We start from the raw sequence: 25,005 nt of genomic DNA on the forward strand, positions 1-25,005 counted from the left end.
ATATGACCACTATGTTTGTGCATTATGGCAAAGAAAAAGAAGCTCTGTTACGAGCTTCCTAAAGAATGAACGCTAAATCGACTGTGAATAGTAACCTTTCTGCTGGTTTCCGCCGCTTAAGTTCTTGACAAGCTGCCGCATAGTCGGAGTTTTTACGGTCAGCTTCTCAATCTGCTGCCGGCAGGCTTCCTCTTCTTTATTTCCGTTAATCAACACAAGAACATTTGTAATCCGGGGTGCGTATACAAAACTGATATTATCTTTTACAGACATGTTCAAAAACAGCCCCTGCTGCTTCCTGTCCTCGGGAATCAGTGCAATCCCATGTTTTATGGCATCCTCCGGAGACTGGATATTTACGGAACGTCCCTTGATCCGGATCTCTCCCTTCTGCATCTTATCCGCCCCGTATACCGCCCTTGCCGTCTCTGTACGACCTGCGCCGACCAGCCCTGCAAACCCAAGTCTTTCACCGCGGTAGGCCTCAAAAGATACCTCTTTTAAAAGCTCGGTACATACGTTTTGGACCTCCAGAACTTTTTCGCCTCTATCCGGAATAAATTCCGGAAACGTATCATTTAATTCCCGGTTTACCATCAGCCGGATCAGTTCTTCCTGTGTGGTGTCCTTTACATCCATTGTCTTTATGTAATGCCCGTCACGGAAAACAGAAACTTTATCACACAATTGAAATATTTCTTCCATACGGTGTGAAATGTACAGGATTGCCATGCCTTCCTGCTTCAGGGTTTTTACAATCTCAAACAAATACTCCAGTTCACTGTTTGTCAGAGCAGCGGACGGCTCATCCATAATCATAACCTTCACATCCTGTGAAAGTGACTTTGCGATTTCCACTAGCTGCTGATAACCGACCGACAGGTCTTTGACCAGCATCTTAGGATCTATCTTCACGCCAAGTCTGTCTAAAACCTTTGCCGCATCCTCTTCCATCCCACGAAAATCAATAAGCCCTCTTTTTTTTCGGTACCGGTTATAATAAATATTTTCTGCCACAGACAAGTGTTTCAGAAGATTAAGCTCCTGATAGATCGCCGTGATCCCCAGCGCCATCGATTTCTGTGGCGTATTGTCCTCGATTTGTTTTCCTTCAAATATGAGCGTCCCCTGCGTTGGTGCAATAGCTCCGGTAATCACTTTAATAAAGGTAGATTTGCCTGCTCCATTTTCACCGACAATCGCATGCACCTCTCCCCGGGAGAACCCCAGGGAGACGTCATCAAGGGCCACAACACCGGGATAAAGCTTTGTAATATGTCTTAATTCAAGTATTTTCTGCTCCATCATTCATAGGGGTCAGACCCCTTTGCCCTCCATTTTCAGAATTTTCTTAAAATATACAGTTGATTTTCAGCGCCTATTCAATATCATAATCCCCAATGTTCTCTTTTGTTACCTGGCTCATTTCATAGACGATCTGTTCTGATTTCGGTCCGTTTTCCAATACATCCTGTACTAAATCCAATACTTCCGCACCTTTTTCGGCGGGCTTGATGTCTACGGTTCCCTGATACATTGTATCTTGGGAGATCAGCTTGAGCGCTTCCGGCAGTGCATCCAGACCGATGATACAGGTATTGTCCGGTGTGTGCTCTTTATGTGTGAGACAGGATTCGTATACGCCCAGCGCGGAGGAATCGTTGATGCAGATGAACATTGAAACACCCGGATTGGACGTTAAGGCTGTTTCGGACAGGTTGTAACCTGTATCGGCATCCGCGGCGTTCTGCTCGTAGACATAGTTGATCTTCTTGTCGCCGGTATAAGTGTCTTCCAGCCCTTGTTTTAAGCCGTCTGCACGTTTGATAACTGACGGTATCTGGTCATAGCGGACAACCACGACCTCAATCTCGCCCTTATCGTTTGCAATATCGTCGATTGTGCCGTCGCTTTCTTTCTCGTTCAGCCATTGCCCTGCAAGCTCTCCGCCAAGCCGTCCGTATTCTTCTTCATCGATGCCGAAAAATGCATCCGAACCCTTTACTTCCTGGTCAAGGCTGATAACCGGTATCCCTGCTTCCTGAGCCTTCTTTACCGCATCTGCAGGCGCTTCCTGATCCACCGGACTGATGATGATGGCATCCACACCCTGAGATACAAAATCTTCAATCTGGCTGATATGCTTTGATGCATCTGCCTCAGCATCTGCAACTACCAGATCGATTCCTTTTTCCTTGGCCGCAGCCTTCATCCCCTCCACAATGGAAACAAAGTACGCATTTTCCATGCTTTGTACGGTATACCCTACCTTCAGGGTTCCGTCCTTTTTCTCTTTCGTGTCGGAAGAACCTCCTGCTGAATCATCCGAAGTCTTCACCAGGCTGCATGCCCCAAGGGACATCACCATCACCGCCGCTACCAGAATACTTAAAACTTTCTTTTTCATAAATTTTCTCCTTCCTATATGAAACAGTTCTATTTAAGATAGTTCTATTATAATTTTCATTGTCCAATCTGATAATCCAATATCATACGATAAACTTTAGATATCATACTCTCTTTCATATTGAACGGATTTCGGGTTAAGATAAACATTCAGCCAGGGTTCCCTAAAAAAAGAAGGCGGATGCTATACGCTCTCTCCGCCCCCGATTCCTTTAATCATTTTTTTATATTGTGAAACACTGACTCCCGTATATTTCTTAAAAGCCGCACTAAAATAAGCGGGATTATCATATCCAGACATATAGCCAATCTCCTGGATCTTATAATCGGAGTTCGTCAGGAGCAGCTGGGCCTCTTTCATCCTTCTGCCGATCAGATAATCTGTAAAACTTTCCCCTGTCACTTCCGTAAAGACCGAACTGAAATAATTGGGGCTTAAGCCCGTATGCCCGGCAACCTCTCCAATCCGGAGGCCCGGCTCGGCAAAATGCTCTTCTATATACTCACATGCCTTCTTGATCATTTGATCGTTGGATATGGCATCTCCGGCCTTGAAACGCTCAGCCATCTTTATCAGTTCCGTTTCCAGAAGCTCCATTGCATCGTCCAGCGTTTTTTGTTTGATCACATGACGGTATACTTCATCCAGACCGGCTTCACCTGTTTCTGCAAGCTGCTGGGTTTTCCCCAGCTCCCCTAATATGGAACTCAGAGAAAAAGACAGCATCAGCAAAGAATCACTTCCTGTATACCTCAGGTTATTTTTCAGCCTTTCCACATACTCATGGATCATCTCCGTATTTCCCATCAGAACTAATTTTGCCAGATATTCCACAAGACTTTTATTTACGGTATGATGCTGGTCAAAATATTTATCCAGATCTTTCTCCGTCAAATCCTTGCCCTTTTCCTCGCTGAACTGGTAGCTGCATATCTGGCGGACTTTTTCGTACGACAGACCCAGGTAGTATAACTCCGATACCGCCGGCCCCATGATAAATGATATTGTGGCTGGCATATTTCTCTCCCGTATCCTCTTTCTGCATTCTTCTTTGAAGCTGCCGGCATCCGCTTCTATCCTTTCCCCGCTGCCCCAGCAGCAGATCAGACTGTGTCCAAAACTACAGATATACTGGTATCCGCGCATCTGGCAGACGCTCTTCACGATCTGGTTTATTTCCGTCTCCTTCTCATCATCGTCAAACATGGCCTCCATAACAAGCCACTTTTGACTCTCCTGTTTCTGAAAAGGCTTCTCCAGTTTACGGCACACTTCTCTTGTGTATTTCTGGTTCAGAACGTTCTTAAAAAAGGTTTCCTCCAGGATCTTTTCGTCCTCAAGCACGATTTCTTCCAGTCCGCTGCTATGTTTTCTCAGAGTCTCCGCCCGTTTCTTTTCATTTTTCTGATATACAATCTGCCTCATCGTCTCCCGGAGCTGGCTCAGGTCAATCGGCTTCAGTAGATAATCGTCCACGCCCAGCCGCAGCGCCTTCTGTGCAAATTGAAAATCATCATAAGCGCTCATAATGACCACCTGAATCTCCGGACACTGCTTTTTGATCTGTTCCGTCAGGTGCAGCCCATCCATATTTGACATCTTAATATCTGTCAGAAGGATATCCGCCTGCTTTTCAATCGCTGCTTCCAGCGCCTGATCCCCATCCTCGACTCCGGCTGCCACTTCAATCCCCAGCTCCTCCCATGGAAACGCACAGCACATTCCCTTCAGCTGTATTTCATCATCGTCTGCGATCACCAATCTATACATGCATACGCTCCTCTCTTATCTCGATCAGAACTTTCATCCCTGCCCCTTCTTTGCTCTCAACCTTCATCCTGCACGCAGCTCCGAAGAAAAGCTTCAGCCGCTCGTTCACATTGGTAAGCCCGTAGCTCTCAGATTCCTCCACAAACCCTTCCGAAAGTTGTCTCTGGATTTTCCGGCAGCGTTCCTTTGGCATTCCAAGCCCATTGTCTTCCACCATAAGAACGATTCTCCCATTTTTTCTCCTGCAGTCAATCCGGATCTTCCCTCCGTCCTCTTTCCCCTTGATTCCGTGGTAAATCGAATTTTCTACCAGGGGCTGGAGGATTAGCTTCGGGAGTAAAAAATCCCTGATGTCTTCCTCCAGATATATGGAAAATGAAAGCTTCTTCTTATATCTCATAAGCTGAATCGTCAGGTAGCTTTCAACATTCGAGATTTCATATTTAAGGGACACTTCTTCCCTGCCATTGTTTAAACCCGTTTTAAAGAAACGGGTCAGGGCCTCCAGCATGTTCTCTGCGTCCCTCTGTTCGTTCATGCGAATCAGCCACATAAGGGAATCCAGCGTGTTATATAAGAAATGGGGATTGATCTGTGCCTGAAGCAGAAGCAGTTCATAGTGGCGCTGCCGCTCGTGTTCCTTCTGAATGCGCTCCATCAGGTTCCGTATTTCCACAACCATGACATTAAACTGGCTCCCCAGCTCCCCAATCTCGTCCTCTGATTCACATGTAACCGCTATTTCAAAATTCCCCTCCTGCACCTTTTCCACGGACTTCTTCAGGGACAGAATCGGCCTGGTGATGCTGCCGGCCACTCGGTAAGATATGTACCCGCCTATCACAATCAGGAGGATGGTTACGATAACCGACACCGCCAGCACGTTGATCAAAAGACTGTAGTATGCAGCCTGAGGCATGTAATAGGCGATAATCCAGTCATTTGTATGGAGCTGCTGGTAGGCCGTAATAAACTTCGAGATGGTTCCAAAATCTTTTTCCGGAAAATCTTTTTTCCAGTATGTCAGAAACCTGGACGCCTCCAGAACTTCCGGCATTTCTTCCACCACTTCCTCATGGCCCGCTATACCATTTTCACAAATTAGCGTAACTCTGTCATCGTCATAGAGCTTCACCTGTCCATCCCTGATTCTGATCTGTGTGTCCGGGTAAAACAAGTATAATTCTCCACGTTCCTCCTGATACTTGCTGTTGCGCAGAATATCCGATACCGCCACTTCTACCATCACACTGCCCAGCATACGGCCTGTTTTCTCTGCCGTTACCGGAATTGCCAGAGAGACAAATTCCGTTTCGGCCGTACTGACAAAAAAGGATTCACTGTGCAGTTCAAACCAGTTTGGTTCCTTTATCTCTTTTATCAGCTTATACCAGTCCTGGGATTTATAATCTTTTTCCTGGAGTGAGTATGGGCTGTCCTTATATACGCCGCCATTTTCTCCGACAATGTAGATCTTGATGGCCTCATCAAAATACCCGGATGTCCCCAACAATAAACTGTTCAGCTTTATTTCACTCTCATGAAGTTCCTGCGCGTCTGAAAAATTCCGCGATAATTCCCGGTTAACCACTTCATCTCCCGCTATCGTCTGACCGATCTGATAGGCCTGCTGGAGAAGCTTATCCAGCTGGGCCGCCTGATTCCCGAGATTCGTGGTTATCTCATTCTTTCTTTTTTCCTGCACATTTGCAGATATGTAAAGCAGCATTACGATACAAAAAAGTACGACCGGTATCAGGGAAAAAAGCGCAAAGTTCTTCAACAGCTTGTCCCGGATTGATTTTCTCTTCATCTTCTAATACCCCTGCATTTCATCAAGATTACTTACAGTAAATACATTTCCCCTTGTCACCATGCTGCTCTGGGTCTGTACCCCCTGCATGTCTTTAGCGATCAGTTCCGCCAGTTCTCTCCCCAGATATGGAGATGCCTCGACACAGCCATAATATCCGCCTGCCTGTATCGCTGTTTTTACATCTTTGATCCCATTCACTGAGACTACGGTAATCTGTTCCCGAAGCCCCAGTTCTTCCAAGGCATGAACCGCTCCAATGCCTTCTTCATCCGTGTTGGCAAAGATAGCGTCGATTGAATCCGGATGGTTTAAAAGAAAACTCATGACATTATTCCTGGCGGTTCCCCGATCCCCATTCCCCTCCGTGCTTGCCGTGATTTCCAGATTGCCGTACTTGCTTAATCGGTTTCTGAATCCGATATTATGCATCCTGTTAATGGATGAGCCATTTTCTCCGCGTACTTCCAGAATCTTTCCTTCTCTGCCGTCAAAAAACTGTGCCAGAAGATCCGCACAGGCTTCCCCTTCCCACAGTGCATCGGTTCTGATCTCTGCCATAATAGAGACGTCTTCTATGTTGTCGGCCAGCCTGTCCAGCATGATAATCTTTGCTTTTCCCTGATCCGCCTGGCGCAGGCTTTCTTCGAGCCCTATCGTTTTCACAGGCATAACTGCCAGGTATTCCGGTTCATATTCTAATAATTCCTGTATATCGTGTTTCTGCTTATCTATATCGGCATCTGCATCTCTCCACGCGACTGTAAAGCCCTGCCTTTCCAGATTCTCCAAAACATCCTGCCATATGGCAGTTGTCCGTGCGTTTTTTGTATCGCTGAACGATACTGCTACCTGAACGCTCTTTTTCCTTTTCTCTGCGCCATAGTCAAAGCAATTCACAACCAGCCAGAATAAAAGACAAATGATAATAACTGCGCTTATCCAGATACTTTTCTTTTTCATGACCGCCTCCGGGGTTTTTTATAATTATAGCATAACACTTTCGTCCCGTAATAATTTTTTACGAAGGGAAATATATGGGAATCCGATGGGATGCGGTACCTCGTTCCTTCAAAGCACTAATATCAACTTTATATGTATTCTGACGAATACTTAGAAATACGTTTTTTATTTATATCACAGCAAAAAAGCCCCAAACAACAACCGTCATTCGGGACTTTTACATGTTTTTATCCACTGCCTGTGCTTACATTTCACATCTTTGCCTGTCATTTAGTAGTATACTTTTCAATAAGGCACTGATGCCTTTTTACTTTCTTATCATAGCTGATCCTAACCAGTAAAATCTCGCTGCTTTCTTCTACTTTCTGCATGTAGTTCTTTTGTTTTATCTGACAAATTGCATTCTCCGGGGTATCATCTACTTTTAACTCAAGAATGATCGCTGTTCTTCCTTTTTTCTTTGGTATAAAAAGATAGTCACAGTATCCTTTGCCACTTTTGGCTTCCCGTTCGATTCTGTAATCCTTCCTTGCATATAAATAACTTAACGTAATGAAACAAGCTAGTGCATTCTCATCATTATATTCAAGAAACGGAATTTCCCGGTCATGGATCTTTTCCAGCATTGCAGCTACTTTCAGTCCGTCACATGAAAGCGTTGCATCCAGCATCTCTTTCGATCCATCTACAATCTGCTTCACTTCCCCCATACGGCACTATATCCGTTCAAATCTGCCTCTACTAATAAACCAGATACCATCTTTCTGCCGATTGGATGCACCCAGCAAAATGAAGGGATAGCCGCCAGCCTCCTAAGGGCACATATACCGTTGCGAATTGCTAAAGCAGACCTTAGAAATTCTTAGAAGGAGCCAGCCGCGAAAGTGGGGAGCATTTATGATTCCGAATCATAAATGCGGATGGCCCAGCGCGGGAAATCATCGGATTTCTCGTGATGTGCCATCCCGTGCCCCACTTTCGTGGCTGGCTCCTTCTTAGAATGTCTTAGGACTGTGTCCGCAATTCGCAACGGCATATGTGCCCTTAGGAGGCTGGCGGCTATTCCTTTATTTAGCGACTCCTATTTAAACAGCCTGTCTTTCGCCTTCGGCCGTTTCTTCCCCACAGGTTTATCCGGCAGCGGTTCATATTTCCTCCCGCTCCTCAGAAAAGGCATCCGCTTATGATTCCGCCATAGATAAATCAGAAGGCCGCCGGTTACAACAACAATCAGCCCGGCCAGCAGCTGTGAAACCGGGAACCCAATCCCAGGAATTAACAGCTGGTCTGTCCTCAGTCCTTCGATCCACACTCTTCCCAGCCCATATCCAAACAAATACAGCAGGAACAGTTCCCCTTCGTACTTCTTATGCTTTCTGTAAAGAAACAAAATAATAAACAAAATCAGGCACCAGACCGACTCGTACAGAAATGTGGGATGGACCTGGATATAGCTGACGCCATCCACCACCTGCATATTGGCCCTCATCGTCTCCGTCACATCACTGTCCCGCACCGCGTCCAAAGGCAGCTGCATCGCGAAAAGGCTGTCTGTATATTCTCCAAACGCCTCCCGGTTGAAAAAATTCCCCCAGCGTCCAAGCATCTGTCCGTTCAGGATCGCTAATGCCACCGTATCAAATATCTGGGGCGCATTCAGGCGTTTGACCTTCGCGCAGATGATTACCGTAATCACCGCCGCAATCACGCCGCCATAGATCCCCAGCCCGCCTTCACGGAGGTTCAGAATATCGAGAAGATTATCCTTATACATATCCCAGGAGAATACAACATAGTACAGCCTTGCACCTGCAATGCCGCAGACAACGCCGATGATACCCATATCCAGATAATCCTCCGGATTCTGCCTCGTCCGCTTCGCCTCAGATGTGGCTATCAAAAAACCAATCAGAATCGCACATCCGATGATAATCCCGTAAAAAGCAATCTCAAATCCGAAAACAGTAATCGATTTCTCTACGTGTTCCAGATGAATTCCCAAATGCGGGAAATTTATATTATAATGCATGTCCTATGCTCCCTTCCTGTAGGATTGTTCAGAGGGGTCTGAACCCTATACATTAAACCGAAACAAAATAATGTCTCCGTCCTGTACTACGTATTCTTTTCCTTCCAGTCTGACAAGCCCTTTTTCTTTGGCCGCAGCATGTGTCCCACAAGCCATCAGGTCGTCATAGCTTACGATTTCTGCACGGATAAATCCGCGCTCAAAATCGGTGTGGATCTTTCCGGCAGCCTGCGGCGCTTTTGTGCCGCGCTTGATTGTCCATGCGCGGACTTCCGGCTCACCGGCCGTCAGATAGCTGATCAGGCCCAGAAGATGGTAACTGGCTTTTATCAGTTTTTCCAGTCCTGACTCTTCTAATCCTAAATCTTCCAAAAACATTTTTTTCTCTTCGTCATCCAGCTCCGCTATTTCCTGCTCGATCTGGGCACAGACCACGAATACCTCACACTCTTCGCGCTCTGCGTACTCACGCACTGCCTGCACGCCAGCGTTGGAGGCTCCGTCATCTTCCAGGTCGTCCTCGGTTACATTTGCCGCAAAGATAACCGGCTTGCGGGTCAGCAGGTTATAGCTCTCCAGCCAGCCCTGCTCGTCTTCATCGTCTGTGCCGAAGCTTTTTGCCATTTTATTCTCTTCCAGGTGCTCTTTAATCCGCTCCAGAAGACCGAGTTCTTTTGCCGCTGCTTTATCGTTTCTTGCTACCTTTGTGGTTTTTGAAATTCTTCTCTCCAGTATCTCGAGATCGGAGAAGATCAGTTCCAGATTGATCGTCTCTATATCGCGCAGTGGATCAATGCTGCCATCCACATGTACGATATTGCCGTCCTCAAAACATCTCACCACATGCACAATCGCATCTACCTCGCGAATGTTTGCGAGAAACTGGTTTCCCAGGCCTTCCCCCTTGGATGCTCCCTTTACAAGGCCCGCTATATCTACAAATTCGATGGCCGCGGGAACGATCTTTTTTGTGTGGTACATTTCTCCCAGCACGTCAAGACGCTTGTCCGGCACTGTTACGACGCCCACATTCGGATCAATCGTGCAGAACGGGTAATTCGCAGACTCCGCCCCTGCCTTTGTCAATGAGTTAAACAATGTGCTTTTCCCAACATTCGGTAATCCAACGATTCCTAATTTCATCTTTCATCTATCTCCTTTTAAATTGCTTTATTTTACTGGGTTTTGCGCTCACTCAATTTGGTAATGTACCAATTTATGTACCAGTTTACACCACTTTGAGCGATGCTGCGATTTTTTCAATCTCTTTTTGCTTTTCATCTTCTGTCGTGTGTACATACAAATTCATGGTAATCCCAATATTGGAATGTCCCAAAATTGTCTGTAAAGTCTTTGGTTTCATTCCTCCTTCAATGCATCTGGTCGCAAATGTATGTCGAAGTACATGCATCGAAAATCTTGGAATCCCGATTTTATCACACAGTTTGAACAGCATGGTATCATAAGTGCTATTTTTTACCGGAGTGCCTTTTTTACATAGAAATACAAACTCTGACCATTCTATTGGAATTAATTTGAAACAAGCATTCTTTTGTTTCTGTTTCTTAAGGATTGTCTGCACTCTTGTAACTTTCGGAATAATTTCTGTTTACGTTTTCCGTATTTGGTCGTAAATCTCCCAACATAATATCCATCTGGTCGCTGGCATATTCCGACACCTAGCTCTTTTCCTTTTAAATCTTTTCCCATATGGTAAAAGCTCCTTTCGTTCTAAAGAGCCTTAATACCTACGTTATAATGTAACATATTAAGCCCCAAAAGTAAATTATCAGATTTTCAATAATTTCCATAATTTGGTCATAATACTAAAGATTCCGACAAGAACTTTTCAAATGCTTTTCTTTTTACCAACTTTTTCTTTCCAACATACAATACAAAGCTACACATCGGTTGCTTCAACAGCTCCTCAATCCGGTTAATTCCAATATTAGAATACTCCGCAGCCCCACGTATTGTTAAATTTGTTTTTTCCCAAATCGGGATTTCTTACATATGCACATCCTCCTCACATTTCGAGCACACGATCATAAATTCTCTTATAACTTAAATCTATCGTATTCTTTATTTCCTTCAATGTCAAATTGGTAGTAACAATGAATGGTTTCCTGGTACGGTATCTGGAATCAACCACATTATAAAGCTGTTCAAGCCCATACTCTGTGCCTCGTTCAACCCCTAAATCGTCAATAATGAGCAATTGGAAACCACAAAGATAATTAATATATTCATTCCGTCCATCATATTTAGCTTGTAAATCGTTTAATATTTTCGCAAAGTTTGTCATATGGACGGAAACCTCTTTGTCCAACAATGCATTGGCAATACAGCCAGCCATATAACTCTTCCCTGTACCAACACTTCCCCACAGAAACAATCCAAGATTTTTTTCTTTTACGGACTCCCATTTTTCAACATAGGTTTTTGCTAGCTCAATTTTTTCATTCATCCCATTATCATTTTCAAATCTCCAATTCAGCATATTCCTATTCTGAAAGCGCCTTGATTTCAACCGCTCCATTGTATTATGGTGTTCCATTTTTCTGGCTCTGCTTTCCTCTTTCGCTACTTCCTCTCTCATACAGGCACACATAGATGGATGTCTGTCAAAATGTCCAAAGCGAATCTCTTTCGGCAAAAAGGCTTCTTTTGGTTCTTTACAAACACCACAATAAAGTAATCCATCTTTTCCAATAAAATCTTTCTCTTCTTCTCTCATCAAAAACTCTCTCCCTCTTCAAATGTATAATCCATTGACCTGATATCTCTTTTGTTACTGTTATAATTTGTTTTAGTACAGTTATTAGTAACCAAAGTCTGTTCTGATACGTTCAAACAATCCTGCTCCCGATAATTCGTTCAATGCTGCCTTTATTGTTGTCCTACCCTTGCGCATCTCTTTCGCCAGTTCCTCAATCGGAAACACAATAAAAACTCGCCCTCGCTCATCCACCCACTCATTCTTCTGAGATAATGTTGCCCGGTTCAAAAGCAACGCATACAGCACCCTTGCCGTCTGACTAATATCCAATTGCAACAAATAGTTTGGAAATGGCAAATACAACGGTAGCTTTGTGTCTGCACTAATAAAACTTGTTTTCTCCATCCATAAAGTCCTCCTTCTGATTTACATTCTTTGTTAATTGCTTTCACCTATAGAAAGCCTGAAGGGCTGTTTTACAACCTTATGTAGAAAAATTTTAAAATGCATAAATTGATTTCTTCCTTTAAGCATAAAAAGAAGACCTCCACTCGTCAGAATGAAAGTCTTCCATTTTTGTCTGAATATGCATTTTTCTTCGATTTATTTCGAAGTTGTGAACATGCCATGTGAACCAATATTTATCTTTTCGGGTATGGGATTTCCCATCAAGAGTACAACACGGTCAGAATACAAATCCCATAAAATGGGATATTGTATTACCGGGTGGATCTTGCTCTTAGTATTTTCATTTATCAATAAAGTTTCTAAAACACTAAGAGCAAGATCCACCCATGTTTAACAGTATTTCCTTGGGCTCCCTGTTTCTTCATGTTTTTTCTTGATCGGGATTTCGTTTCCCCATACCCTCGATTTTAGACGTATTTCACTTTCGATTTCCGTCCTGATATAGAACTGAAAATCTGCTGTACAGCCAGCAGTCCCCTCAACTCCCCTCTTTCTATTAAAAAATATCTTTAGCCAGAATAATTTCGCTTTTCTTAACGTTTGATTTTTCCAAAGGCCCAACCGTCGGAATTTTATTTCGGAATGAGCCAAAATAATCCTCATTAAAAGTAATTAGTGTGCCATCTGGATTTTCAAAATACTGTTCCGGTTCAAAAGCCATACCCAGCGTTTCAGTACAAATCATCTTCCCAGTGGTCAAAGAACCACCAATCAGATTATGTACAAATGCAACACCCTGCGTGTCCAGTTTTACTGCTCTTGCTGAAAGAAAAATGTTGTTGTCCAAAAGTGTCGGGCCATGAGATACTTCAATAAATACGTCTTCACCCATAGCCTGGAAAAGTTCCAATCCAGGTTCAGCGTCCTCACGCAAAAAAGGCACTGTGTTGTCATGAAAAAAGTTCTGAGTCACACGGGTTCCCTGTGCCTGCCAGTCGAGCCATTTCGCCTTGCTAGTTTTCAATTGCTAATACTGCCATTCTTTCTTTCCCCGGAAGTTCAACTACAATCTGCCCACTTGCGTGTTCTGCAAATGTCACTCTTGTCATCTCCCATGTATCGATAATCTCTACTTTATAATCTTTATCTTCCGGAAGACTCATATGATACTGTGCACAGCATTCTGCATTAAAGTAACGAATAAATGCCCTCTCACTCTGTCCCGTATACTGTGTCATCTTTTCTGCATCTTGATCTTTGACTTCCTGTGGAAGACTTTTCATCAGATTGAAGAATGGACTCTCCATCAGACTGCCATATTTCGCTATATCATCTGCTGCGTTCTCTCCAAGATATGGCATTGCATGCCATGGTCTTAATGTTCCCGGAATACTTTCCATCACTTCTCTGAGAAATGCAATTCTTTCTGGACTATGCCCTTTAAGTCTGCCACCTCTTGCCCACCACAGAATCTCATCATTTGACAGATACGTTTCACCATGTGTCGCATATGCACCTACTGCATAAGCTTTCCAGAAGCGCGATGTCATCTCCTGCGCAGAAATATTCCCCCATGCCAATTCTAGATTTCCTTCATAACAGCATTCATCATAAATCACTGGTTTACAATACTGTTCAATCCAGACGGCGGCCTTATATAGCAATGAAATCTGAATACTGCAGTGTGTAATATTCTCTCTTGTAAAATCATAAAATCCAAAACAGTTGTGATTGCTAAGGAGATGTCCGTATGGATCTTCATTCGCAACATATTCTTCTATATCGTACCAGTCATCCATTGTCTTCGAGAATACAAGATCATATTCATTTGACATACTCCACCAAAGATCCGGATAGGAAGCAAGTCTTCGGATCAAATAATCAAGATAAACGTGATTCTCCTCTCTTGACAATTCTGAGAAGCCCCATCTGTCATATGGATGGAATAAAATTAAATCCGACTGAATTTTCAATTCTGAAAGTCTTGCAAGGATCTTTTCGAAATGATCCCAGAATGCAAAGCAAGGACGATTCACATCCCATTTTCCATTTTCATCTTTTTCAAATGCATAATATTGTGGTTCATTGTGATTATAGTCATAGTGTTTTGGGAATACACAGTGACGAAGCTTATTAAACGGTGCTTTTTCAAGACTGTCTAGCGTTGTTTCAATTAATTCTTCCGATTGATTAATCAATGCATAAATTGTAGTTCCAAACGGAATATAACGAGTTCCATCCTCAAATTCAAAATGTGTATCTACTGCTCTCACAAGACCGTGTCCTGCATTTTCTGTCGTACACACTTCCTGCCCCTCTCCGCTGACCACACCGGTCACCTTCCAGTCATATGTACCGGCCTGCTGCGGAAGAAAACGCACTTTATATATTCCATTTCCTGCATAAAAACCTTTTACTTTTTTTGTAATACTTCCACATGTAAATTCAGCTGACACATCAACATCAACCTGTGAGCCAACTGGTTCTTCTCCGTGAAATTTCAATTCAAACATCTGGTATAAAATCATATCATATTCGACTCCGTTTCTTTGTTTTCACTTTTTACTGACTGTTTCTTACCATAACACTTGGTATTCCCAGCCTCTCAACTGACTTAAGATGCCAAAAATCCAGTCCCGAACACATCCCTGCCTTTTCCTCTAATGTCATTTGACTAACTAACTCTTTTATTTTCATAGCTGGTCTCCCTTTTTCAAATATTCAGTAATTCGTCAAACTTTGATATCTTGTAATCCGCTTTCTCATAGCTTGCTGCGTCCCCGATACCTACCGCTGTCATACCTGCTACCTTTGCTGCGTCAATTCCCGCATAAGCATCTTCTACTACAACACATTCTTTTGCCTCAATTCCTAGGAACTCACCTGCTTTGATGAACACCTCCGGATCTGGTTTTGAATGCGTAATATTATTTCCATCTGAAATTGCATCAAATGCATCCAGCAATTCTACTTTTTCCAAAATAAATCTTGCATTTTTACTGGAAGATCCGATAGACAATTTAAATCCGGCTTCACGCAGTTTTTTTAATGTTTCTCTGACTTCATCAGATACATCAGCCGGTGTCATTGTTGCAAGTAACTCACGATAGGTATTATTTTTCTCTTCCATTAGCTCTGCTTTTTTCTCTGCACTCAATGGTTTTCCTTCATATCGTTCCAAAATAATCTCCAAGCTTTCTGCCCGGCTTACACCACGGAGACGATTATTAATTGTCTCATCAAAATAGATTCCCATCTCATCCGACATTTTCTTCCATGCTTGATAATGAAATTTATCTGTGAATACGATTACTCCGTCTAAATCAAAAATAAATGCTTTCATATTTAATATCTTCCTCATTTTTTCTATCTGTTCCTACTCCACTTGATTTTGGGTCAGCTAAAACTCAAACTACTGCGTAATTATTCTACGATCAATTCTCTGATTTCCTCAATTGCAGTCTCCAACTGTGCCGGATCAAACGGCAGAAATCCCATATGAGACAGTGCCTCCAAAGATTTCGCTCCCATTTCCGGATCTCCTGATGCAGCGATTCCTGCAAGTGCCGGTGCATATTTTCCAAGTATTCCCATTGCCTTCGAATCCTGTGCAAGTCTTCCAAGTGTTGTTTCCCTGCTGTACGGCTTTCTCAAATCCTCTTCAGGCCTGTAGCTGAAATCATAAGTTCCCGCCCCCAATATTTGTTTTCCTTCCGGATATCCCGGCAGTTCTACCTCTGCTTCACAGTTGAATGGAATCTCAATATGGCCTGTGAACATACCATCCTCTTCTATCTTCCAGTCACATACATAAGAACCATTCACCGACTCATAGGTGCAGGCAACATTTCTCAGACGGATATCCGGATGCGGTGCGATTACAGCACGCTTAAATCCCGGCTCCAACAGACGAATTCCCGCTACATGTGCATACACAAATTCCATAACGGAACCATATGCGTAATGATTCAGGGAATTCATTCCCGTATCACTGATTGTTCCATCCGGCATCACGGAATTCCATCTCTCCCAGATGGTTGTCGCGCCCAGATTCACACTGTAAAGCCAGCTTGGGAATCCTTCTTTGAGCAGAAAATCATATGCAAGTTCATATTCTCCTGCCTCTGCAAGCACTGTACACAGAAGCGGTGCTCCGACAAAGCCACATTTAATCTGATTCAAATCCTTTTTCAGACGAAGCTTGAACTGTTCAATGATTTTATTCCTGTCAATATATATCCCGAATTTTAATGCAACTACATAAGCCGCCTGTGTGTCGATAGCAAGTCTTCCGCTCGGTGTAAAGAATTCACGGAAAACTGCCTGTCTGATTTTCTCTTCCATTTCAAAGTAATACGCTGCATCTTCACACTTCTTCAGGCGTTCTGCCATTTCACGCACAATCTGGACAGAACGGTAATAATACATCGTCGAAATGTACACATCATCGGTACTCCCCTTGAAGCTGGTCGGTGTCGAACCGTCCAATGCCAGCCAGTCGCCGAAGGTGTCGCCGAAATCAACCAAATACTTCCGCTCACCGCGTGTAGCATCTTTGCGTTCAATAGCGTCCACCCAGTCCTTCATCATCGGATAACAATACTCAGCTTCATCCAGGTTACCGTAATATGTATACATTGTATTCGGTAAAAATGTTGCGATATCTCCCCACACACTTCCGGCACTTTCCTTATGTCCCGGGTTCGGCAGGAAATTCGGCATTCCACCATCCAGCATAACCTGTTCATCTCTCAGATCTTTTGCAAACTTGTGGAAAAATGCTCTTGTGTCCATATGATAGCTTGCCGTCGGTGCAAATACCTGTGCATCGCCGGTCCAACCCAATCGTTCGCTCCTCTGCGGACAATCTGTCGGCATATCAATGAAATTCGATTTCAATCCCCAGACAGTATTTTCATACAGACGATTGATTTTCGGATTACTTGTCTGTATATATCCTGTTCTGTGAATATCTGAATAAATCACCATTCCGGTAAATGCATCCTGTTCCGGCATTCCCGGCCATCCGGTCACGCGCACATAGCGGAATCCGTAGAATGTAAAATGCGGACGTACCACTTCTTTCGTTCCATTCGATATATAAACAAACTGAGAGACTGCATCTCTATAGTTTTTATTGTAGAAATTGCCTTCTTGAAGAATCTCTCCAAAGTCCAGTACAATCTTTGTCCCTGCCGGAAAATCCGCTGTAAATTCTACAAATCCGGCAAAATTCTGCCCCATATCCAACACAATTTCCCCCGCCGGAGTCTGAATAATCTCCTGTACCTCTATTTGTTCCTTTACAATAACAGGAAGACTGAGCCGGTCACTTAAATGTGATTTTTCTAGATTTTTCGTTCCTTCTTCTGCTTCCGGATGTTTCAATACCTCCACCTGTTTCAATGGATTCTCTTGTTCTTCCCATAGCTGACGGTTCAAAATTTCACCCAGATAAATACCGGAATCTTCAATATCTGATCCACAGTAATTCCATGTTTCATCCGTCGCAATCACTTCCTCACTTCCGTCGGTGTATTCCAAATACACTTCTGCGATTGCAGCCATACGATCCCCATAGTTATGTTCCTTCATTTCAAGACCGAATGTACCCATATACCAGCCTTTTCCGAGCAAAATATCTATTTGAATATCTCTGCTTTCTTCCTTTGAATCATTTTCTTCATTCAGAAGTTCCACTGCAACCGGAAGTGTCATCACCTGAAGATTCGTTTCATAGTGATTGATGTACGGCATCAGATATTCATTACCCAGTTTTTCTCCGTTTATATATGCCTCAAATAATCCCACACCACAGATATACATTCTGGCTCTTTTTACCGACTTGCTTACAGAAAATGTACGAGTCAGTATTGGATGAAATGTATCCTTCGCTGCCGAGGCAATCCAGTCTCCGACCCATGCTTCATCCATTTTTCCTGTCTCAAAGGTACACACATTACTTGTCGCATGATCTCCTTGCTCTCCTTCCACAAAGACACGATAATAATATGTAGTTCGAGGTTTTAATTCCATCTCAAGAATTTCTCCGCTCTGGCATAGATTTTCGCCTTCCTTTTTGTATAAAATTGTCTCGAAAGAAACTTTTTCACTAACCTCAATTATCACATTGGTTTGCTTCTGACTCTCCGTATCCTCAACGTTCCATGAACAAGAAATCCGCTCATAAAGAAATCCCACCGGATTCTCAATTCCATTTATTCTAACGTTCGTTATTTTCATATATGTCTTCCTCGCTTTATTTTTGTCAGATTTTAGAACTTCAGGTCCATCTTTCCGCAGAACGGATCAATCGGAGAAGTTCCTTTGAACTCGCTTCTTCCCATCATCTTCTCAATGACTGCATCCATTACATATTCCGAATTGCAATATCCGTTGATAAATGTTTTCAACATAGGCGCATCCAACAAATGATATGGATTCCCCACGCTGACAAATACCGCCGGAATCTCATGTACCATCCACGGCATATTATTTCCAAGTCCAAACATTGTATGCCAGTTCAGACGGGATACAGTCTTATTTGATGCCGTTTCTATATTGGCAAGATACAGAATCAGATCATATCTGTGTTTGAAGTTTTCTACGGTGTCTTCCAGCACCTCAAAGCCTTCGTTTTCATATACAGTAACTTCAAACCCTTCGCTTTCCAGCTTTTCTTTAAAATATGTCCAAACTCGTTCATTGGACGGGAAGTCTCCCATCAGTTCCAAAAGAATACGTTTCTGCTTTTCTGCACAAATCGGAAGAAGATTCTGTGTATCCTTCACAAGAGTAACGCCCTGATCTGCGCATTCTTTTGCCCACACATCATGCTTCTCACATTTCAATATTTCCAGAGCTTCCGGTCCCGGCACAAGAATTCCTTCCGCTTTTTTCTCCGGCAGCTTCATCGCCGCTTTTGTTGCCAGAATTCGTTTTACTGCCTCTTCCAATCTAGCCTCTGAAAGAATTCCTTTTTCATATCCTTCCGTCATAAACCGATAGTCTTCCTCCATATTCCGGTTGAACAAGAAGACATCACATCCGTTTTCTATGGACAAAGGTACTGCCGTTGCACGATCACTTGCACTACAGAAACCTACCATTGGAGTCGCATCTGTCGTGATCAGTCCGTTAAAGCCAAGTTTTTCTCTCAGAAGATGTATCATAAGATTCTTTGACAATGTTGCCGGAATAATCTTTTCACATGGTTTACCGTCGAAATATTCCTCATAAGCCGGCATTGCGATGTGTGCCGCCATTACGGTCAATGTACCTGCCTCTATCATTTCCTCATAGATTTTTCCATATGTCGCATCCCACTCCTCACAGCTTAATGAATTGACACTTGTCAAAAGATGCTGATCTCTCTCGTCCACGCCATCTCCCGGGAAATGTTTTACGGATGTCGCCACACCTTCTTCCTCCGCTGCTTTAATATAGGCTTTTCCCATATCAATGACAGTCTGCAGATCATCTCCAAATGTCCGCACATTTGTGATCGGGTTGTGATAGTTCTGATCCAGATCCACAACCGGAGCAAACGACCAATTCACACCGACCGCCGCACCTTCACTGCAGCTCACCTTACCAAGCTGATACGCTTTTTCTGTATCCCCTGTTGCGGCCACAAGCATTTCGCGTCCAAAGTATGTTCCCTCAACAGCTGATCCATTTCCACCGTATTCCAGATTAGATGCTGTCAAAAGCGGAATTTTTGCCGCGTCCTGCAATATCTTGTGCGCCTGACGGAGTTCTTCTCCCGGACCTTCTCTGTAAAGCATTCCTCCGATATGTTTTTCCTGCACCAGTTTGCGAAGTTCATCCTCCTCTTTTGTAAATACGATTGGACAGAATAACTGACCTATTTTCTCCTTAATAGACATTCCTTCATATGTATCGTTTACCCATTGCACCTGCTCATCTTTCAAATAAAATGGCTTTGCCTTAAAATCAAACATCATTTTCTCCTCATCTTTCATTATTCACAATTAGTCACATCATATATTTATCTTACGTTTAATCTCGAAAGGTTTCCATGTAGTTTTTTTTTCTATCCGACATATTTTAATACTGTCATCTTGCTCTTGTTTTGTTTTTTTGATACAATACATCCATACACGACTACGTGAATCTGTAAACAGAAAACACAATATTATTTTATCAATAAGGAGTTTACATATGCCATACTACATGACTTACGGAGAATTTCAAAACCACATGAAAGACTATTATCAGCGTACCGGCAACCGTATGCAGTTCCCGGAAATGACAGCATATCTTTACCAGAAAGGGCTCCTGTCCGAAGTAGCTCCCACACCCTCCTTAACCGGAAATTTTGAAAATATGACTGACGAAGATTTTGATCGAATCGTGGACTCCCTTCCACTTTCTCTTTCTTTGTACGGTGGTGCACCACTGGATGTCACTGTTATGGAAAATGCACTTATTCCAAACACTAGAGATGTATTTGTTATCCGACACCCTCGGTATACACGCCCTTACAAGCATAAACATAATTATTTTGAGATTAATTTTGTTTCCAGTGGTCATGGAACTTTTATTTTTGAAAACGAGACACATATTCTTCACGAGGGGGAATTGTGTATCATTGCCCCCGGATCCGCTCATGATATGTTGTTAGAGGACGATTCAACAATTTTTACAATCTGTATCCGTAAGAGTACCTTTGATACAACATTCTTTTCGTTAATGTCCCGGAAAGATTTGTTATCCTATTTTTTCCGTATGATTCTTCAGGGCGAAAATCAATCCAATTATCTGATGTTTTTTACGCAGGATAATTTTGCTCTAAAAAAATATATTCGTTATATGATGATTGAGTCCTACAAACAAGATATGTACAGCAATGCCTGCTGTATCAGCTATGTGAATCTGATGTTTTCTTCACTGCTTCGGAACTACAGCCAGACAATCCAGTTCTACAATTATGAAATGGGGTCAGATTTTTCACTTGTATTACAGTATATACAGCATAATTATCAAACCCTGACTTTGTCTTCACTTGCAGAGCTTTTCCACTACAGTGAACCACATCTGTGCACACTGATCAAGCAGAATACAGGATATACATTCACTGAGCTGATCAAGCGGCTCCGTCTTGCAGATGCTATCGATTATCTGCTGAATACAAACTTAAAGGTCGGTGAAATTGCCGAACAGATCGGGTACAACTCGGCAGATCATTTCTCTCGTGTATTCCGCGCGACTTATAAAATGTCACCCCAGGAATATCGGAAACAGAATCAGACTACCGAAAACATGTTTGTGCCATTCTCGACAAATTAACTAATTTAATGCATTAGCAGTTGTAAAGACTACTGGTGTATATGCCCTCGAATCCGCTACTATATCCAAGCCACCCCCCACAACTGCTAACACATTAAATAGTTATTTCAAATCCGGCAAAATCCATACACCCTTCTTTTACAATAAAATACAATGCATGAACTGCTTCACATGATTCCATTTTTGTATCTACAATCTTCCAATCGCATGAATCCACTATAACTTCTGCAACTTTCTCTCCATCCGGAGTATCAAGATGTACTTCTACGGTACCGCATCCACGCAGTTCTAATGCGATTGTTGTCTCATCTCCGTCAAACCGGAAATACTTATATCCTGCCACAGCACCAGTCTTCAAGTTCCGTATAAACGGTTTTAGACCATGTTCCCCTTGTGCATCGGCTTCCTCAGTCACATACGGCATTTCCTCCGGTAATTCCGGCACTGGCTGCCCCGGACCGCCCATTACGACCTGACCTACTTTTGTTTGATCTTCCTCTGTGAGATGACATGCGATATAAGACAGATATCTTCCTTTTGCAGGAAGTGGTTCTCCATTCAGCCCACAGCTTGTGATCTCAATTTGCGGAATTGTTCCGTCTTCCAGTATGTGCACCTCATCTGCACATCCCTGTCTGGAAAATGCGATTCCATGTGTATGTCTATGCCAGAAAACATAATGTTTTCCACCGATTTCCACAAGACCGCCATGGTTATTCCCCGTATAATTCACTGGAAGTGTATTTCCTTTATAACCGATATCCCCATTAGATACAATCACGCCCTTATATTCAAACGGACCCTCTGGAGTTTTTGCCATCCCATAACATAGCTCATGTCCCTGCAGGCTGGAATACACAAGGTAGTACCACTCTCCGTATTTGCGGATACTGGATGCCTCAAAAAACGGATGTGCTTCATAAGCTGTTCCTTTCGCCGTGCCGACTCCATTTGCCACACATTTCGGCTCACTGATGATTGTATGCATATCATTAGCCAGCTTTATCATCATGCCGCCCGGAATATCCAATTCTTCCATTCCCGGGAAACGCGTTGGCGGGCAAAATCCGTAATATAGATAATTTCCACTTTCTTCACATAGAATCGCCGGATCAAACCAACGTCCCACCTGCGGAATGCTCCCATCCTCTTTTCTGACATAATCCAAAAATTCATATTGTCCTGCCGGAGTATCACATACTGCCACTGAAATGATATTTACTGTATCCAACGCATAATACAGATAATATCTTCCATCCGGTCCTTTGGTTACATCCGGTGCATACAGAAATCGTGTCCCTGCACCGAAAAAGCTGGGTTCAAACTCCGGCATTTGCTTTTCGTACGGTGCACCGTTAATTGGATCCTGATGCTTCCGATAAATCGTCCCCTCGCATGTCCAATTCCCCAAATCATCCACCGGAGCACTCCAGCAAACATAGTCACCCTCACAAAATGATGTACCATTTAATCGGTCATGACTTCCGTATATATAGACTCTTTCTCCAAATACATGCGGTTCTCCATCCGGAACCGTCTCCCAGAAAGGAAGATATGGATTTACTGCTGTTGTTTTCATATAACTTTTCCTCTTTTCTTGTTAAAAAGTCTCCCTGTTTCCGGAGAGACTTTTTCAACACACTATTTCTTATTACTCATTTGCATCCATTTTGGCTTTCATATCTTCGATTTCTTTTGCATATTTTGCAATCGGGTTCTTAGCTACACAGAGAATTAAGATAATTCCTGTGATAGATGGTGCTCCGAATTTCAAGAAGTTCAAAGCAAACATCGCTGATTCCGGCTGCTGTCCAATTGCTCCTGCAATATATCCGGATGCTGCAAGAACTGCAAGAATACCGGAACTTACTACTGTATTACCACATTTCTGTGCAAATCCTTTAATCGATGCAATCACACCATTTGCAGATTTTCCCTCTTTCAACTGAATGAAGTCAATTGTATCATTTACAAGTACATTTACCAATGCATTCTGCATAGCAGAGAAGCCAGATGAAATAAATGTTAACACGCAAAGATATGTAAAGTTTGTCTTTCCTGTAAAGAACAGAAGTACATAACAAATGATTGACAATGCCTGTGAAACAATCAACGCTTTTGATCCTGACTTGCAGATTTTCAATACGATTGGCATAAGAACCATCATAGAAACTAATGCTCCGATGGAAATAACTCCCATATAAGCACCAATCAGATCCGGTCTTGCCCAGTAGTACATCATATAGTAAACAGATGTTGCAAACATCATTCCGTATCCCATAGAAGCCATTACCCATGCAATCAGATTCGGGATTACTTCCTTATACTTCAGTACCATACTGATACTCTTCATTGGATTTCCTTTTTCTGCCGGCTGCAGATATTTTTCCTGCCCTTTAGAAGTAACAAATAGTCCCCAGAAAGAAATAAATGCAAGCACTCCGCAAATCAACATCAATGGAACATAACCATTGCTGAATCCAATGCTGTTAAAGAATCCGGTAATATTCAATGTAAATGTATTTCCGATTGTGAACATAAATGCACATGTTCCTGCACCCATTGTAATAATCGCATTTCTTGTCTGATTATTTTTGACTGCTGCCGGAAGAATCGCCATCTGTGGCATTGTATACATTGTTACTGTCATACCATATCCGATATACATAATCAATACATATGCTGCTTTTGCAACTGTAGACTCGAATCCCCAGTCAATCCAAAGCAATGTAGCAAAAATTGTCAACAAAATCGGTGCTGCAAAAATATATGGTCTGTAACGTCCCCATCTTGTCTTGGTACGGTCTGCAATAACCCCCATCATTGGGTCATTGATCGCATCCCATAATGTAGAGATAAACATAATTCCTGATGCCATTGCTGCCGGAATTTTTAATGTATCTGTCATGTAAACTGAAAGATAACTTGCAAGTACCGCTGCAATCAGCATTGCACCTCCGTTTACAGAAGTAGCATGAAACCATTTAAAAGCAGTACTGACTTCCTGTTCCGGCTTCTTCATTGTTGTGTTTTCATTAGCCATTGTCTTACTCTCCTTTTCTCCTTAATTCCTTAAGTTTCTTTTTATCTTACCTCTCTTTAAGATAATTCTAGTTTACTTCCTTTCCATAGATAATCCCATGTTGTTTCTTATTTGAAATCCGACATTTTTTCATGTTGATTTTATTTCTCCGACATTTCTTTTTATACATCCGACATTTTTTATCTTTCCTGAATATACTTTTAAAGTCAGCTACTTCAATCTTATGGAAAGTATTTCCAGTTTCTCTGGATTTTCAAATCTCAGACATAATTCATACACTCCCGCCGACATCCGGATTGGCGCTGCTGTCACAATCGCGCTGGATACTTCTTCTTTTCCATTTTCTGATACAGATACAATTCCGGCATTCTTTCCGTTCATCAGTATCGTCACAGTTCCGCTACCTACACAGGTCAGTTCCACTTCTGTCCATTCCTTCTCACTCTTTACATAACGAAATACAGCTCGTCCCCATCGGAAATATGTGTCAGTTAAAACTTCCATAAATATAAAGTTTTCCATCCGGCATTACATGACCTTC

General features: G+C 42.7%; 20 protein-coding genes and 1 pseudogene. 1 reads left to right on the plus strand and 20 read right to left on the minus strand.

The genetic code is table 11. From position 1 onward, the window contains the following. Positions 1-72 precede the first annotated feature (72 nt). The 17 genes and pseudogenes from ARB69_RS02205 to ARB69_RS02280 all read right to left on the minus strand — a co-directional run bounded on the left by ARB69_RS02205 (position 73) and on the right by ARB69_RS02280 (position 20,073). Positions 73-1,308, minus strand: coding sequence for a sugar ABC transporter ATP-binding protein (locus ARB69_RS02205; RefSeq protein WP_242857500.1), 1,236 nt, complete (start codon positions 1,306-1,308; stop codon positions 73-75). Between the two features lie 70 nt (positions 1,309-1,378). Beyond that, the gene (locus ARB69_RS02210) at positions 1,379-2,407 is read right to left on the minus strand and encodes a sugar ABC transporter substrate-binding protein (RefSeq protein WP_055150562.1); all 1,029 of its coding nucleotides are present in this window, start codon (positions 2,405-2,407) and stop codon (positions 1,379-1,381) included. Positions 2,408-2,590: 183 nt separating this feature from the next. After that, positions 2,591-4,177: a response regulator gene (locus ARB69_RS02215; RefSeq protein ID WP_055150565.1), complete on the minus strand. Its 1,587-nt coding sequence runs from the start codon at positions 4,175-4,177 to the stop codon at positions 2,591-2,593. Then, positions 4,170-5,990 (minus strand): cache domain-containing sensor histidine kinase, encoded by a 1,821-nt coding sequence (locus ARB69_RS02220; RefSeq protein WP_055150568.1) that lies wholly within the window; start codon positions 5,988-5,990, stop codon positions 4,170-4,172. Before ARB69_RS02220 ends, ARB69_RS02215 begins: the two co-directional genes overlap by 8 nt. A 3-nt stretch (positions 5,991-5,993) precedes the next feature. After that, complete coding sequence (locus ARB69_RS02225; protein WP_055150571.1) at positions 5,994-6,953, minus strand: substrate-binding domain-containing protein; 960 nt, start codon at positions 6,951-6,953, stop codon at positions 5,994-5,996. 266 nt (positions 6,954-7,219) lie between these two features. Beyond that, on the minus strand, positions 7,220-7,663 hold the full coding sequence (locus ARB69_RS02230) for a PD-(D/E)XK nuclease domain-containing protein (protein ID WP_055150574.1): 444 nt from the start codon (positions 7,661-7,663) through the stop codon (positions 7,220-7,222). 371 nt (positions 7,664-8,034) lie between these two features. Continuing rightward, positions 8,035-8,982 (minus strand): prolipoprotein diacylglyceryl transferase, encoded by a 948-nt coding sequence (gene lgt, locus ARB69_RS02235; RefSeq protein WP_055150577.1) that lies wholly within the window; start codon positions 8,980-8,982, stop codon positions 8,035-8,037. A gap of 45 nt (positions 8,983-9,027) precedes the next feature. Further along, a complete protein-coding gene (ychF, locus tag ARB69_RS02240) occupies positions 9,028-10,125 on the minus strand; it encodes a redox-regulated ATPase YchF (protein ID WP_055150580.1) in 1,098 nt (365 codons plus the stop codon). Positions 10,126-10,210: 85 nt separating this feature from the next. After that, positions 10,211-10,564, minus strand: coding sequence for a tyrosine-type recombinase/integrase (locus ARB69_RS02245; protein ID WP_242857505.1), 354 nt, complete (start codon positions 10,562-10,564; stop codon positions 10,211-10,213). A gap of 236 nt (positions 10,565-10,800) precedes the next feature. Beyond that, complete coding sequence (locus ARB69_RS25760; protein ID WP_083486995.1) at positions 10,801-10,986, minus strand: excisionase; 186 nt, start codon at positions 10,984-10,986, stop codon at positions 10,801-10,803. A 22-nt stretch (positions 10,987-11,008) separates the two neighbouring features. Beyond that, positions 11,009-11,719: an ATP-binding protein gene (locus ARB69_RS02250; protein ID WP_173020109.1), complete on the minus strand. Its 711-nt coding sequence runs from the start codon at positions 11,717-11,719 to the stop codon at positions 11,009-11,011. A 93-nt stretch (positions 11,720-11,812) separates the two neighbouring features. Further along, positions 11,813-12,088, minus strand: a pseudogene (locus ARB69_RS02255) (replication initiator protein A); the annotation flags it as partial. Positions 12,089-12,665: 577 nt separating this feature from the next. Next, on the minus strand, positions 12,666-13,133 hold the full coding sequence (locus ARB69_RS02260) for a hypothetical protein (protein WP_055150586.1): 468 nt from the start codon (positions 13,131-13,133) through the stop codon (positions 12,666-12,668). Then, on the minus strand, positions 13,123-14,637 hold the full coding sequence (locus ARB69_RS02265) for a DUF5060 domain-containing protein (RefSeq protein WP_055150589.1): 1,515 nt from the start codon (positions 14,635-14,637) through the stop codon (positions 13,123-13,125). Before ARB69_RS02265 ends, ARB69_RS02260 begins: the two co-directional genes overlap by 11 nt. A 185-nt stretch (positions 14,638-14,822) precedes the next feature. Next, entirely contained in the window at positions 14,823-15,452 is a 630-nt protein-coding gene (gene pgmB / locus ARB69_RS02270; RefSeq protein WP_055150592.1) for a beta-phosphoglucomutase, read from the minus strand. 80 nt (positions 15,453-15,532) lie between these two features. Beyond that, a complete protein-coding gene (locus tag ARB69_RS02275) occupies positions 15,533-18,352 on the minus strand; it encodes an alpha-L-rhamnosidase (protein WP_055150595.1) in 2,820 nt (939 codons plus the stop codon). Between the two features lie 32 nt (positions 18,353-18,384). Next, the gene (locus tag ARB69_RS02280) at positions 18,385-20,073 is read right to left on the minus strand and encodes a glycoside hydrolase family 3 protein (RefSeq protein WP_055150598.1); all 1,689 of its coding nucleotides are present in this window, start codon (positions 20,071-20,073) and stop codon (positions 18,385-18,387) included. A 220-nt stretch (positions 20,074-20,293) separates the two neighbouring features. Here ARB69_RS02280 and ARB69_RS02285 point away from each other — a divergent pair, with 220 nt between their 5' ends. After that, entirely contained in the window at positions 20,294-21,421 is a 1,128-nt protein-coding gene (locus ARB69_RS02285; protein ID WP_055150601.1) for an AraC family transcriptional regulator, read from the plus strand. Between the two features lie 94 nt (positions 21,422-21,515). On the opposite strand, the gene ARB69_RS02290 is transcribed toward ARB69_RS02285, so the two are convergent. From ARB69_RS02290 to ARB69_RS02300, 3 genes are all read right to left on the minus strand, one after another. After that, positions 21,516-23,000 carry a family 43 glycosylhydrolase gene (locus ARB69_RS02290; RefSeq protein WP_055150604.1) on the minus strand — a complete coding sequence of 495 codons (1,485 nt, stop codon included), beginning with the start codon at positions 22,998-23,000 and terminating at the stop codon, positions 21,516-21,518. Between the two features lie 72 nt (positions 23,001-23,072). Continuing rightward, positions 23,073-24,464, minus strand: coding sequence for an MFS transporter (locus ARB69_RS02295; RefSeq protein WP_055150607.1), 1,392 nt, complete (start codon positions 24,462-24,464; stop codon positions 23,073-23,075). A 210-nt stretch (positions 24,465-24,674) separates the two neighbouring features. Continuing rightward, positions 24,675-24,968, minus strand: a complete 294-nt coding sequence (locus ARB69_RS02300; RefSeq protein WP_083486996.1) for a hypothetical protein — start codon at positions 24,966-24,968, stop codon at positions 24,675-24,677. Positions 24,969-25,005: the final 37 nt, after the last annotated feature.

Origin of the sequence: Faecalicatena contorta, from assembly GCF_001404335.1 — a bacterium.
GTDB lineage: Bacteria > Bacillota > Clostridia > Lachnospirales > Lachnospiraceae > Faecalicatena > Faecalicatena contortus_B.

What these genes read in the sequence shown, in the direction of transcription:
- ARB69_RS02205 (WP_242857500.1), bottom strand. Translation starts at nt 1,308, where the DNA reads ATGATGGAGCAGAAAATACTTGAATTAAGACATATTACAAAGCTTTAT.
- ARB69_RS02210 (WP_055150562.1), bottom strand. Translation starts at nt 2,407, where the DNA reads ATGAAAAAGAAAGTTTTAAGTATTCTGGTAGCGGCGGTGATGGTGATG.
- ARB69_RS02215 (WP_055150565.1), bottom strand. Translation starts at nt 4,177, where the DNA reads ATGTATAGATTGGTGATCGCAGACGATGATGAAATACAGCTGAAGGGA.
- ARB69_RS02220 (WP_055150568.1), bottom strand. Translation starts at nt 5,990, where the DNA reads ATGAAGAGAAAATCAATCCGGGACAAGCTGTTGAAGAACTTTGCGCTT.
- ARB69_RS02225 (WP_055150571.1), bottom strand. Translation starts at nt 6,953, where the DNA reads ATGAAAAAGAAAAGTATCTGGATAAGCGCAGTTATTATCATTTGTCTT.
- ARB69_RS02230 (WP_055150574.1), bottom strand. Translation starts at nt 7,663, where the DNA reads ATGGGGGAAGTGAAGCAGATTGTAGATGGATCGAAAGAGATGCTGGAT.
- lgt (WP_055150577.1), bottom strand. Translation starts at nt 8,982, where the DNA reads ATGCATTATAATATAAATTTCCCGCATTTGGGAATTCATCTGGAACAC.
- ychF (WP_055150580.1), bottom strand. Translation starts at nt 10,125, where the DNA reads ATGAAATTAGGAATCGTTGGATTACCGAATGTTGGGAAAAGCACATTG.
- ARB69_RS02250 (WP_173020109.1), bottom strand. Translation starts at nt 11,719, where the DNA reads ATGAGAGAAGAAGAGAAAGATTTTATTGGAAAAGATGGATTACTTTAT.
- ARB69_RS02265 (WP_055150589.1), bottom strand. Translation starts at nt 14,637, where the DNA reads ATGATTTTATACCAGATGTTTGAATTGAAATTTCACGGAGAAGAACCA.
- pgmB (WP_055150592.1), bottom strand. Translation starts at nt 15,452, where the DNA reads ATGAAAGCATTTATTTTTGATTTAGACGGAGTAATCGTATTCACAGAT.
- ARB69_RS02275 (WP_055150595.1), bottom strand. Translation starts at nt 18,352, where the DNA reads ATGAAAATAACGAACGTTAGAATAAATGGAATTGAGAATCCGGTGGGA.
- ARB69_RS02280 (WP_055150598.1), bottom strand. Translation starts at nt 20,073, where the DNA reads ATGTTTGATTTTAAGGCAAAGCCATTTTATTTGAAAGATGAGCAGGTG.
- ARB69_RS02285 (WP_055150601.1), top strand. Translation starts at nt 20,294, where the DNA reads ATGCCATACTACATGACTTACGGAGAATTTCAAAACCACATGAAAGAC.
- ARB69_RS02290 (WP_055150604.1), bottom strand. Translation starts at nt 23,000, where the DNA reads ATGAAAACAACAGCAGTAAATCCATATCTTCCTTTCTGGGAGACGGTT.
- ARB69_RS02295 (WP_055150607.1), bottom strand. Translation starts at nt 24,464, where the DNA reads ATGGCTAATGAAAACACAACAATGAAGAAGCCGGAACAGGAAGTCAGT.
- ARB69_RS02300 (WP_083486996.1), bottom strand. Translation starts at nt 24,968, where the DNA reads ATGGAAGTTTTAACTGACACATATTTCCGATGGGGACGAGCTGTATTT.